Source organism: Methylophilus sp. DMC14 (assembly GCF_056314085.1).
Genome location: NZ_JBQUZA010000004.1, coordinates 97673 through 110975 on the forward strand (window position 1 = coordinate 97673; position 13303 = coordinate 110975).

Annotated in this window: 11 protein-coding genes; all 11 read right to left on the reverse strand. The window is 51.8% G+C overall.

The annotated features are described in order from the left end of the window. Positions 1–170: 170 nt before the first annotated feature. Positions 171–1358: an O-succinylhomoserine sulfhydrylase gene (locus ACT53C_RS09560; RefSeq protein WP_194746830.1), complete on the reverse strand. Its 1188-nt coding sequence runs from the start codon at positions 1356–1358 to the stop codon at positions 171–173. Between the two features lie 193 nt (positions 1359–1551). Beyond that, the gene (gene purF / locus ACT53C_RS09565) at positions 1552–3087 is read right to left on the reverse strand and encodes an amidophosphoribosyltransferase (RefSeq protein WP_476145722.1); all 1536 of its coding nucleotides are present in this window, start codon (positions 3085–3087) and stop codon (positions 1552–1554) included. Positions 3088–3120: 33 nt separating this feature from the next. Further along, positions 3121–3639: a CvpA family protein gene (locus ACT53C_RS09570; protein ID WP_338657551.1), complete on the reverse strand. Its 519-nt coding sequence runs from the start codon at positions 3637–3639 to the stop codon at positions 3121–3123. A 6-nt stretch (positions 3640–3645) separates the two neighbouring features. Continuing rightward, complete coding sequence (locus ACT53C_RS09575; protein WP_476145725.1) at positions 3646–4299, reverse strand: SPOR domain-containing protein; 654 nt, start codon at positions 4297–4299, stop codon at positions 3646–3648. A gap of 137 nt (positions 4300–4436) precedes the next feature. Next, on the reverse strand, positions 4437–5732 hold the full coding sequence (folC, locus tag ACT53C_RS09580; protein ID WP_476145727.1) for a bifunctional tetrahydrofolate synthase/dihydrofolate synthase: 1296 nt from the start codon (positions 5730–5732) through the stop codon (positions 4437–4439). Further along, positions 5732–6598, reverse strand: coding sequence for an acetyl-CoA carboxylase, carboxyltransferase subunit beta (gene accD / locus ACT53C_RS09585; protein ID WP_194746835.1), 867 nt, complete (start codon positions 6596–6598; stop codon positions 5732–5734). The genes folC and accD overlap by 1 nt, the downstream gene beginning before the upstream one ends. A gap of 50 nt (positions 6599–6648) precedes the next feature. Further along, a complete protein-coding gene (gene trpA, locus ACT53C_RS09590) occupies positions 6649–7449 on the reverse strand; it encodes a tryptophan synthase subunit alpha (RefSeq protein ID WP_194746836.1) in 801 nt (266 codons plus the stop codon). Positions 7450–7528: 79 nt separating this feature from the next. Continuing rightward, positions 7529–8731: a tryptophan synthase subunit beta gene (gene trpB / locus ACT53C_RS09595; RefSeq protein ID WP_476145728.1), complete on the reverse strand. Its 1203-nt coding sequence runs from the start codon at positions 8729–8731 to the stop codon at positions 7529–7531. 22 nt (positions 8732–8753) lie between these two features. Beyond that, positions 8754–9401, reverse strand: a complete 648-nt coding sequence (locus ACT53C_RS09600; RefSeq protein ID WP_476145729.1) for a phosphoribosylanthranilate isomerase — start codon at positions 9399–9401, stop codon at positions 8754–8756. A gap of 16 nt (positions 9402–9417) precedes the next feature. Next, positions 9418–10206, reverse strand: a complete 789-nt coding sequence (gene truA, locus ACT53C_RS09605; protein WP_476145730.1) for a tRNA pseudouridine(38-40) synthase TruA — start codon at positions 10204–10206, stop codon at positions 9418–9420. Positions 10207–10283: 77 nt separating this feature from the next. Further along, a complete protein-coding gene (locus ACT53C_RS09610; protein WP_476145731.1) occupies positions 10284–13256 on the reverse strand; it encodes a motility hub landmark protein FimV in 2973 nt (990 codons plus the stop codon). Positions 13257–13303: the final 47 nt, after the last annotated feature.

The following is a 13303-nucleotide window of genomic DNA, read 5'->3' on the forward strand; positions in this document are numbered from 1 at the left end:
AGCATAAATAGCGCACTTCCGCTTGCTAAATCACCACCGATAGACCCCGGGCCTTACGTGCCTCAACGTAAGCAGGGACAACCTATGTAAAATGCAAAAGGGAGCCTAAATGCTCCCTTTGCAGACCATGCTACTCGCAGTCAAATCGACTCACGGACCATGCACACAAATTAATAGGTTGTCAGCAATTGCAAATCGGCTTTCAAGTCCTCAACATGCTCAAGCCCAACAGCTATTCTAACCAAGTTATCCTTGAGACCCGCCTGAGCCCGCGCCTCAGCGCTCACCCGGCTATGCGTGGTCGTGGCTGGATGGGTGATGGTGGATTTGGCATCACCCAGGTTCGCGGTAATCGAAATCAAGCGTGTGGCATCAATCAATGCCCAGGCGGCTTCCTGACCGGTTTGACCGGCGCGTGGTTTCACTTCAAAGCTGACGATGCCGCCGCCCAGTCGCTGTTGCTGCTGCGCCAGAGCATATTGCGGGTGCGAGCTTAACCCAGGATAAAATACACGTTCAACGCCAGGCTGTTGCTCCAGCCATTGCGCCAAAGCCGATGCACGCGCCGCATGGGCCTCCATGCGCACTTGCAATGTTTCCAGCCCCTTCACAAACACCCAGGCATTGAACGCACTCATGGTCACCCCTGCCGTACGCAAGAAGCCATACACAGGCTCCATCAAGGCTTTACTACCCAACACTGCCCCGCCCAGCACCCTCCCCTGTCCATCGATATATTTGGTAGCGGAATGAATCACAATATCCGCGCCCAATTTAAGCGGTTGCTGCAAGGCTGGTGTACAAAAACAATTGTCTACCGCCAGATAAGCACCTGCGGCATGCGCAATCGCTGCCAGTTTGGCAATATCCCCAATCTCGGTTAGCGGGTTAGATGGCGTTTCAGCAAAAAACAGTTTGGTATTCGGCTGGATGGCCGCTTGCCAGGCATCAAGATCCGTTAAGGAAACCAGCGTCACCTCCAAACCCCAGCGCTTGAGGATGTTGGTGAACAACTGCACGCTAGTGCCAAAAATACTGCGTGACGCCACCACATGATCACCTGCACTGCACATCCCCATGATGCAAGCCAGAATGGCAGACATGCCACTGGCAGTCGCCACGCATTGTTCGGCGCCTTCAAGTGCGGCCAGTTTATCCTGAAACATGGTGACGGTCGGGTTTGTAAAACGGGAATAAATATTACCTGGCTCGGTGCCGCCAAAACGTGCTGCCGCTTGCGCTGCATTTTTAAAGCGAAAACTCGAGTTTAAAAACAGCGCCTCTGAGTTTTCGCCAAACTCGGTGGTTAAGGTGCCAGCACGCACCGCCAGCGTTTCCAAATGGTATTGATCGTTCATACTTCCTCAAACTTCTGTCCGCAAACGGACGGCAATAAAAAACCCGTTTCAGCATTGCGCTAAAACGGGTCTTTGGGCTCTCGCTTTAGCAGTATTTATAATGCGCCCGCAAGCTGAGTTTGGCTTCGTTTAAAGTTCGCCACTCAAATCAGCGCAATTTCATTAAACGCCTTTTAAAGTAGGCTGTCAAGTCTTACTCGACACCCACCAAATCCGTTGATAACAAGTTCAGATCCAGCTGGGTGGTAGAGTTTGGCGGCAACTGTTTTTTACTCATGTCACTGCGGGCAGACTCAATACGATTCAAATAAGCGGCGTCAATGTCGCCGGTCACGTATTTGCCATCAAAGCAACTGCAATCAAATTCAGTCATGTGCGGATTGGATTTGGTAATGCTTTCACGCAAGGCGTCCAGATCCTGGTAAATCAAGGCATCTGCACCGATTTCAGCGCAAATCTCTTCATCGGTACGGTTGGTTGCCAGCAATTCATGGCGGCTGGGCATATCAATGCCATACACGTTAGGATAACGCACCGGTGGCGCAGCTGAGGCAAAGTAAACCTTGTTTGCGCCCGCATCGCGCGCCATTTGCACGATTTGCTGTGAGGTGGTGCCACGTACAATCGAGTCGTCTACCAGCAAGACGTTTTTGCCTTTGAATTCAATCCCGATTGGATTCAACTTCTGGCGCACGGATTTCTTGCGCAAGGCCTGACCTGGCATGATGAAGGTACGGCCAATATAGCGGTTTTTAATAAAGCCCTCGCGATAATCCAGACCCAAGGCAATACCTAGTTGCAACGCACTTGGACGACTGGTATCAGGAATCGGAATCACGACATCAATCTGTTTATCGGCCCATTCGCGTTTAATTTTTTCTGCCAGCAAGGTCCCCATGTCCAGACGGGTCTGGTAGACAGACACGCCATCAATCACAGAGTCCGGGCGAGCCAGATAGACATATTCAAAAATGCAGGAAGTCAGCTTGGCATTTTCGGCACATTGGCGGCTGCACAGGTTGCCATCCATATCAATAAACACGGCCTCACCAGGCTCAACATCACGCAGTAGCGTAAAGCCCAGTACATCCAGTGCCACGCTCTCGGAAGCCACAATATACTCGGCGCCTTTTTCTGTTTCCTGCTTGCCGATAACCAGCGGACGGATGCCATGCGGATCGCGGAACGCCAGCAGCCCGAAATTAGCAATCATGGCAACCACAGCGTAGGCACCTTTACAACGTCTGTGCACGCCCGCCACTGCATCAAACACCATATCACTGTTTAACAGGGCATTTTTTGAGGTGCTTTCAATTTCGTGTGCCAAGACATTCAACAACACTTCAGAGTCTGAATTGGTATTGATATGACGCAGATCTTGGCGGAACATTTCTGACTTCAACTGCTCGGAGTTAGTCAGGTTACCGTTGTGGCCCAACACGATGCCAAATGGTGAGTTGACATAAAAAGGCTGGGCTTCTGCCGCACTGGAGGAACCCGCAGTTGGATAACGGACATGCGCGATACCCACATTACCAACCAGATTGCGCATGTGGCGCGTATGAAAGACGTCTTTCACCAGGCCATTATTTTTATGCATATGGAAGGTATTGCCATCACAGGTCACGATGCCAGCGGCATCTTGACCACGGTGCTGTAAGACCAGCAATCCGTCATACAACAACTGATTCACCGGGTTCTTGCCTACAATACCGATAATTCCACACATAGTGACATCCTATCAAACACTTGAGATTACAAATTAAATCACTGACTCGTCGAGCTGTTGCTGGTCCAAATGCACATGCTTGGCAATACTAGATGGCATCCAGGGTAGCAATTTCAAGACCAGCACTTCAATTGGCGCGCTGAACATGGCATTTGACCAGCGCGGATCCTTTGGAAGTTCCGTCATGGCAGCCAACATCACCAGAATACAGACAATCAGCAGCCCCTTCAGCGCCCCAGCCGCACCGCCCAAAATACGGTTCATACCACCTAATCCGACCGCTTTAATCAACGTGGTCAACAACAGCGCCAGCAAGGTACAAACAAACAATACCAGTAAAAATACCAGTAAAAATGCGGCCATGGCCTTGATCGCCTCACCAGGAATCTGTTCTGGCATATAAGCGATCACCTGACTATTGAAGCGGTTGGCTAAATAAAAAGCCAATACCCATCCAAGCACAGAAAACAGCTCATGAATGGCACCACGCATGAGACCGACCAAAATCGAAAAACCAAGAATGCCTAATACTACATAATCAAATACTGTCATAAGTACTTATGACTTACTGGCGACGATACCGCTAAAACCTGCCGCTTCCAATTTTTTGAGGGTGGCTGCCGCTTCGTTACGTGTCGCATAAGTCCTTGTCCGCAGCCGCAGCTTCTGTCCAGCCACATCGACTTTCTCAGTGGCCGTTTCAAACCCTGCGTGCTTCAGCTTGACCTGAAGATTTTCAAGATTTTTTGGATCAGAAAAAACCCCAAACTGGACAAAAAACTTGCCTGCTTTTTTATCGGATTCTACAGCGGCTTCTTTAACCGCAGGTTTCACTGGCGCAACTTTGGGTTCAACTTTGGGTTCAACTTTGGGTTCAACTTTGGGTTCAACTTTGGGTTCAACTTTGGGTTCAACTTTGGCAACGACAGGCTCGGCAGTCACAACAGGCGCCGCTTCGACTTTCGCAGGCTTTGGTGTTTCTGCTACAACAGGGGCAGACGCTGCGGACTCGGTCGCAACGGGTTTTACACCTTGAGTGGGAGTGGGTTCATTGCCTGCAGGCGCGGCTTCATTATCAAGCACAACTTCATCTTCTGGCAGCTCTAAAATCGGTTCCCGGGTCGCCTGGCGGTTTACCACAGTGATTTCGACATTTTCCTGGCTGGTATCCACGACTCTGTCCTTGAGCACGAACGGCAGGATAATCAGCATCAGAATTACCAGGGTGACCGCACCCACTAACCGCCTGCGGGCAGTTTTCTTGAGCAACAGCTCATTTTCAGTCAAAGCATCTCTCGCCATAATGTGTTGAAGTTCTCACTCAGCAGATTTCAAGTGCAGGACGCTCTCTAGCAGCCCCACTGATCAGGCGTTAATTCAAGGATTGCGGCCACGGTAAAAAAGGAACCGAATACGATAATTTTATCATTTTTCGCTGCTTTCTTATAGGCGCTTCGCAAGGCATCAGGCAACGCGGCATATGTATGCAGCCGATCAGGCGCAACCTGATGGGCCAGATATGTGTTTAATTCGTGAATGTCTGCCGCGCGCGGATGCGCAATCTGGGCAATATGCCATTCGTCAAAGACATCATGCAGGATATCGACAACACTGGCGATGTCTTTATCAGACAACATGGAAAACACAGCGATGACGCGTCCACCACCGGTACTAACCTGCTGGAGATTATCACGCAAGGCACGCGCAGCATGTGGATTATGGGCGACATCCAGAATAATGTCGGGGGAGCGTTGCCAATACTGAAAACGTCCGGTCACTTCGGTGTCTATTAGCGCCTGTAACATGACCGAAGAAGTTACTGGCAACTGTGATTGCAATGCACGTACGGCAAAAATTACATTAGCGGCATTATTCCATTGGTAGCGGCCATACAAACGCAAACTGGCAATATCCAACACGCCGAATGCATCTTCATAATGCGCGACTTGTGACTCGCGGATGTCTATCTGGTAGTCACTACCGTAGCGGTATAGCTTAACGCCCAATTGTTCTGCATAGGCAAGCAAGGACAGCGGCGGTTCGGCGTCGCCGCAGATAGCGATTTGCTCAGCCCGGTAGATGCCAGCCTTCTCGCGGCCAATCAATTCACGCGTATCCCCTAGATACTCCATATGGTCCAAGTCTACATTGGTGACAATCGCACAGGCGGCATCGACGATATTCACGGCATCCAGGCGTCCGCCCAAGCCGACTTCCAGCACCACGACATCCAACGCCTGTTGTTCAAACGCCCATAAGGCCGCCAGCGTCCCCATTTCAAAATAGGTGAGTGTGATATCGCCCCGCGCCTGCTCGACGGCGGAAAAGGCCTGGCATAAGCAATCATCAGCAATGACTTGCCCGTTGAAGCGCACGCGCTCCTGATAGTGCACAAGGTGTGGGGAAGTATAGCAGCCGACCTGATAACCGGCCGCAGTATAAATGTGCTCCAGCATGGCACAGGTCGAGCCTTTGCCGTTGGTGCCACCCACCGTAATGACGGTGAATGGAAAAGTGAGCTGTAATCGCTGCGCAACGGCTTGCACCCTGCCCAAGCCCATCTCAATGGACTTGGGATGCAATGACTCAATATAACCGAGCCAATCCTCAACCGTTTGCGGATGCTCGGGTATCACAGTGGACATCAGGCAGCTTTGGCAATGTTCAACAAGCTGGATAACACCTGGCTTAATTTGCCACGCATTTCACGACGGTCGACGATCATGTCAATCGCACCATGCGTCAGCAAAAATTCTGCACGCTGAAAGCCCTCTGGCAAGGTTTCACGTACTGTTTGTTCGATCACACGCGGGCCTGCAAAGCCGATCAAGGCATTCGGTTCGGCGATAATCACATCCCCGAGCATGGCAAAACTGGCAGAAACCCCACCCATGGTCGGATCAGTCAACACCGACACGTAAGGCAAGCCTGCTTCGGACAACTTGGTCAATGCCGCACTGGTTTTGGCCATTTGCATTAATGAAAGCAAGCCCTCTTGCATGCGCGCACCGCCACTGGCAGAGATACAGATAAAGGCACACTTCTGCTCGATGGCTGCTTGTACCCCACGCACAAAACGCTCACCAACGACTGAGCCCATAGAGCCGCCCATGAATTTAAATTCAAACACGGCAGCAACGACAGGCACGCCTTCAATCGTTCCGCGCATCACAATCAGTGCATCTTTTTCTTTGACATCACGCTGGGCAGCCTTCATACGCTCGGCGTAGGTTTTACTATCCTTGAACTTGAGTGCGTCCACGGGGGTGACATCGGCACCAATTTCAACGCGTCCCGCTTCATCCAGCAAGACGTTCAAACGATCACGCGCACCCAGACGATGATGATGCCCACATTGCGGACAAACCTCCAAGTTCGCGTCCAGATCGGTCCGATATAACACGGTCTGGCAGGCATCACATTTATGCCACAAGCCCTCGGGCACGTTACGCTTTTGTACCGAGCCTACCGCACGTTTAATCTTTTGTGGAATCTTGTCTAACCAACTCATAACTTCTCCTACGGATAGATGACGATCTCTGAATACCTGTTCATCACAGCTTAAACAGAGTCAATCGCAGTACGTAATTCTTTTACCAAGGCTTGTACATTTGACTGCAAGTTAGCCGCATCGGATTGTTCAATCGCCAACACCATCCGGCTACCGACAACCACCGCATCGGCAATCGCGGCCACTTCACGCGCGGTGGCCGCATCTTTCACACCAAAGCCAACGCCTATGGGCAAACTTGTCTGCTGACGGATTTCAGCCACGCGTTTTTTCACTTCCGTGATATCCAGGTTGGCCGCCCCTGTCACGCCCTTCAGCGAAACGTAGTAAAGAAATCCAGTCGCCTGTTTCACAATCAGCTCGGTACGTGAAGGCTCTGTCGTCGGAGACAACAGGAAAATGCTGTCTATCTCTGCAGCTGCGAGCGTTTGATTGAACGTATCACACTCTTCAGGCGGATAATCCACAGTCAACACGCCATCGACACCTGAGGCTTGCGCCAATGCAACAAATTCTGCAGCGCCCATGGCTTCAATGGGGTTAGCGTAACCCATCAGGATAATCGGCGTCTGCTGATTGGTTTCCCTGAAGGTCTTCACCATGCCCAGCACTTTACGCAAGCCCATTTTGTGCACCAACGCGCGCTCACTGGCACGCTGAATGACCGGGCCATCCGCCATCGGATCAGAAAAAGGGACACCAAGCTCGATCATGTCTGCGCCAGCAGCAACCATCGCATGCATTAAAGGCACGGTCTGATCAGGATGCGGGTCACCTGCTGTGATATAGGGGATCAATGCTTTTTTGTTTTGCGCCTTGAGCGAGGCAAAAACCGATTGAATACGGGACATAAGAATCTGTGTTTTTAAGGGTTCAGAAAATGAAAGATGCACATGCGCCAGAGAGGTCTTTCTCCCTGGCGGCTGCGAATCACAATGTAATATTGGCCAAGCTTGCGACGGTGTTGATATCTTTGTCGCCGCGTCCGGACAAGTTCACCAACACAACCTGATCTGGTGACATGGTTTTGGCTAATTTTTCAGCATAGGCCAAGGCATGACTGGACTCCAGCGCGGGGATAATGCCTTCGGTACGGCACAAGTTATGGAAGGCAGCCATGGCTTCATCATCCGTAATGGCCACATACTCGGCGCGCTTGATGTCTTTCAACCAGGCATGCTCAGGACCCACACCGGGATAATCCAGGCCGGCAGAAATCGAATGCGTTTCTATGATGTTGCCGTCTTCATCCTGCATCAGATAGGTACGGTTGCCATGTAAGACACCGATTGGGCTGTTAGCGGTCAAAGGTGCGGCATGCTGGCCAGTGGTCAAGCCATGACCACCCGCCTCTACGCCAATCAGGCGTACGCCTTCTACATCAATATAGGGATAGAAGATCCCCATCGCGTTGGAACCACCACCAACACAGGCCACCACAGCATCGGGCTGGCGACCAAGCATTTCCTGCATCTGCTGTTTGGCCTCCACGCCGATCACGGCCTGAAAGTCCCTGACCATCGTCGGGTAAGGATGTGGGCCGGCAACGGTACCAATGATGTAAAACGTATCCGAGATATTGGTCACCCAGTCACGCATGGCTTCGTTTAAGGCATCTTTGAGCGTTTTTGAGCCACTTTCAACCGGCACAACGGTCGCTCCCAGCAGCTTCATGCGGAACACATTAGGCGCCTGGCGCTTCACATCTTCCGAGCCCATATAGACCACACACTCCAGACCCAAACGGGCCGCAATCGTAGCTGTAGCCACGCCGTGTTGACCGGCCCCGGTTTCGGCAATCACGCGTGGCTTACCCATGCGTTTAGCCAACAAGGCTTGACCTATCGTGTTATTGATTTTGTGCGCACCCGTGTGATTCAGGTCTTCGCGCTTGAGGTAAATTTGAGCGCCACCGACTTTGTCGGACAAACGCTTGGCATGGTAAATCGGGCTGGGGCGACCGACGAAATGCTTGAGATCATAAGCAAACTCAGCCAGAAATTCAGGGTCGTGACGGTATTTTTCATACATCAGGCGCAGTTCTTCCAACGCCTCGACCAAGGTTTCAGCTACAAAAACCCCACCAAAAGGACCAAAATGGCCACGCGCATCTGGCATATCATAGACTTGCATGTATTACTCCGTATCTATCTCGTTACTCAAACCGCCCATTATGTACAGCATCTGCCTGCACGACCTGCCGCATGAATGCAGCTATTTTTTGTGGGGACTTTATCCCTTTTTGTACTTCCACACCGCCGCTAATATCCACGGCATAGGGTTGAACCTGCTCAACAGCTTGCGCCACATTCTCTACTTGCAATCCGCCAGCGAGAATCAAGGGCTTTTGCATCTGCAACGGGATCAGTGACCAGTCGAAGGTTTCGCCGGTTCCGCCCACAGCCTTTTCAGAATAGGTATCCAGTAGCAAAGCGTTCGCAGAAGCAAAATCAGACTCGCATTGTATCAAATTTACCCCTGGTTTGACGCGGATTGCCTTGTAATATGGCAGATTAAATTGCGCGCAATCCTGCGCAGACTCATCGCCATGAAACTGCAAACAATCCAGACCGGTCGTGGCAATCACCTGGCGCACCTCGTCGGCTGGCGCATTGACAAACAATCCCACTTTACTGACAAATGGAGGCAACGCAGCCACAATCGCCCTTGCCTGCTCAGCGCTCACCGCACGCGGACTGGGCGCGTAAAATACAAACCCCAACGCATCTGCGCCAGCAGCGATCGCCGCCAGCGCATCCTCTAACCGGGTAATCCCGCAAATCTTAACTCTGGTTCTTCTCATGTTGTTCAGTCAGGTTTCAATCCGTGTTGAATGCATCCCAATCGGCACTGCATGGCGGCAATTGCCAGGCGGCCTCATATTGAACGCCGGTAAAATACAGACCATCGGGCATGAAGGTGGGCGGAGCAAGCCGTCTATCCCGATGTTGCAGCAGCTCGGCAAACGCTGAGACATCCAGCTTCCCTTGTCCAACATAGATCAAGGCGCCGACCATATTACGGATTTGATGCTGCAAAAAAGCATTGGCCTGAAAGTGAAAAATCAGGTAACGCCCCTGCGCCTTAAGCGCTGCCTGAGAGAGGGTGCGCACCGGGCTACTGGCCTGACACTCACTGGCCCTAAACGCACTGAAATCATGCTCGCCAAGCAGGGTTTGCATAGCCTGCTGCATGGCGGCAACCGCCAGTGGCCGATGATACCAGCCTACTCTTCCATGCTGACTCGCAGGCGCAACCGGGTGGTTATATAGCACATACTGATAACTGCGTGCCCGTGCACTAAACCTGGCATGAAAATCATTAGCGACTTCGCTTGCCCACAATACACGTACCCAAGGCGGCAAATGTGCATTACTGCCACGCACCCAGGCATTCAAGGGCCTGGCCACAGCAGTCTCAAAGTGGGCCACTTGCATCAATGCATGCACCCCGCTATCCGTCCGTCCCGCCGCATGCAAACGCACCTGTTCGCCTGCAACCAGCGCAATTGCGCGCTCTAATGCATCCTGTACCCCGGCACCATTGGGCTGACTTTGCCAGCCCTGAAAGTGAGCGCCATGATATTCTATGCCAATCGCAATTTTCATGGCGCCTAGTATAAGGGCTGAGTGCGATAACGCCTAATCAAGGCACACAAAAACAAGGCCGGAAACCCGGCCTTTGATTATGCAATTTTCTCGAGTAACTCACTGGCGCGTTGCCGCTGGCGTTCACCACCTTCTGCCATCACCTCTTCGATCAGTTCTCTGGCACCAATGACATCTTCCATATCAATATAGGCCTGAATCAAATCCAGCTTGGTATTGACCTCTTCAGGCTCGTCGACCGGATCTTCGGCTGGCGCAGGCACTGCTTCGCTCACATCCAGGGAAATCTCAGGAAACTCAGCTTCAGGAGCAGCAGCCTCTGGCGCAACGGGCTCATTCAATGAGGCCACCGGAGCTTCCATATCCAGATCGTCCAATGACAAGTCCTCAGGATCATTTCCGGCTGCATCGTTAGGCCCACCCAATTCCAGAGAGAGCTCCGGCAGCGACTCGAATACAGCGTCTTCATTGGACAATGCAGGCTCGCCACTGACTGAATTAGCAGGCGCGGCAAATGGCGCCGCAGTCTGTTCAGCATCATCCAGATTGAGTGATGGCAAATCCAGTGATTTTGGGGTCAACTCAGCCTCGGCACTGGCGACCTGCAGCGCAGGGTCGGTAGCGGCTGCCTCATTTACAGAATCTGCCACATCTTCAAGCCCAGTGCTGTTGAGAGCTGACGCTTCCGGTTCAGCTGCAGCACGCTCGGGCGCGGTGAATGACAACGGCTCATCCTCGAGCGTTAATGCTGTTGCGCCAGGCTGTGCAAGGGTTTCTTTTGCAACATCAGTTTCAGCCAACGCAGCTGACTCAAAAACCAATGGCTCGTCCTCCGCTTGTTGGCTCATACCAATGGCAGCCTCAGCCTCATTTTTCTCAGTTTCGGCGACCTCATTATTCTGAGACTTTTCAACAGGCTCGGGTGAAGCCGAGACCGCTGCATTTACAGACTCAAACTCTAAAGCAGGGGCCTCAAAATTGAAATGGTAACCCTCTTCATTTTCGGCTGAAGTAGATGGTTCAGTTGCACGGGCAACAGTGACATTGTCATCCTCTGACGCACTCACGGGCTCTGCACTGACCTGATACAGGCTGTTTTCAGGGTCCAGCTTCTGTCCCATAGCCGTCACTTTTGCCCAGGTACTGTCAGCCGGCCCCAGCTTGGCATAAAGATCACTGGCCAACGACTCAAATGCGCCTTTATTCGCGCTTGCCTGATAAATTTCCAGCAGTTTAAGTTTGAGTTCATGGCGGTCAGGATCTTTTTGAATGGCATCTTTGAGGATTTCTTCGGCCTGCGCATCGCGGCCATAGGCCATATACACCTCAGCCTCGGCAATCGGATCAACATCATGAGAGTCAATCATGCCGCCTACCCCACTCTGCGAGAAGTCGGTCAGAAATGAAGTGTCGCCCGAAGCAGCCGCTTGTGTATCCCCGAACACTGTATTGTTTTGCATTTCAGTGGCCGGCGAGGTCACAATCACGTCTTCAAAGTTATCAATCTGCTTTTTACGACGAATACGGATCACAGCCCAAATGCAAAGCAAGATAGGCAATCCAATCAAGGCAAATGGCAAGACAGGGTTAATTGACTTCAGACGCTCAAGCAACACGTGCATAAATGAGGGTTGGGTGGTCGCAACTTCAGGCGCAGGCTCAACCGGTGGTGCCGCTGGCTTGTTTTCTGCAACAGTGCTGGGTGACTCGGTTTTAGCCGGCTCAGTTTTCTCACCAGCGGCCTTATCTGCTTCTGCTTTAGCCGGGGCAGAGGTTGTAGATTCTGACTTGGCTGGTTCAGGCTTAACTGGCTCGGTAGCCGTTTTATTCTGTTCAGCGTTGGATGCAGACGCTGCCTGCGCAGCATTTTTTTCAGCCTGTGCCATGGCATTGCTTTTCATTTCCACGAGCTTTTTCATGTCGGCCACTTGTTTCTCAAGCGCTGCAGCACGTGCTTGCTCTTCTTTGATCGCATTCGCTTTGGCGGTCGCGTCCTCTTGTGCAGCAGTCGCGGAGGCCTTACTGTTGGCCTTGTCAGTCAACGAAGTCGATTTTTCGTCACCTGCCGAAAGCTTTAACACATCCTTGGCTGGCTTGGACTGTGGCAATGGTTTGTCACCCGCACTGCCAATCTTGCCTGCAGATTGTTGAGTGTTGCCACCGGTCTGGGCAGGCGCACTTTCCTTAACCACTTTGCCCAGCGTATTTTTATAAGCTAGCCAGTTGGCCGTATGCTCAGCCACCACTTGCTGCGCTTGCTTGCGACTCAGACGCTCCAGGCTTGCCTGGTCAGGCAGACGAATGATTTTACCTACCTTGAGACGGTTCATGTTTTTACCGTCAAAAGCGTCCTGATTGGATTGATAAAGCGCAGCCAGCATTTGATCCATGCTGACATTTTCTGGCTTCATCTGGCGCGCGATGGCATATAGCGTATCACCACGCTCTGTCGTCAACGCTTGCGCCTCAGAGGCAGTGTCTTGAGCCGGTGATTTAGGCTCGACTTTTTTGACCGCTAGCTTGGCTGCAGTCGGAGCCTTCGCACTCTTAGTTTCTGCAGGACGGCTCTCAGCGGCCACGGCTGGCGCAGGTTGGGCTTCTGACTGTTTCACCGTGGGCGTCGCCGCAGCTTCGGCAGCATAATTAGAGTTAAAACCGGGCGGGTCTAACAGTAAGGTGTACTCTTTTACCAGGCGACCGGTCGGCCAGTCTACCTGGATCAGCATGTCCAGGAAGGCTTCTGTAATCGGTTGTGTACTGCTCAACTTGAGGATAGGAAGGCCTTTTGTATTATTGCCAACCTCAATTTTGATGAATGGATAAGCCGCAGGCTTTTCCAGCATTTGATCCTGATATACCTGCTCACTGGCAAGCGCAGCTTGAATGCTGCTCAACTCTGCAGGCGTGACGGCCAACAGCTCGATTTCAGCATTGAGTGGTTCCCCCAGTTTTGAGCTGGACGTGATGGTACCCAATCCGGCAGCATGCGCTGACATGGCAGCACCCAGACTCAAGGCAAAGGCTATTTTTTTTAATTGAATTTTACGCACCGATTCACCCTTTTTTCATTCATGGCTTTTGTCAAAATAGCATCATT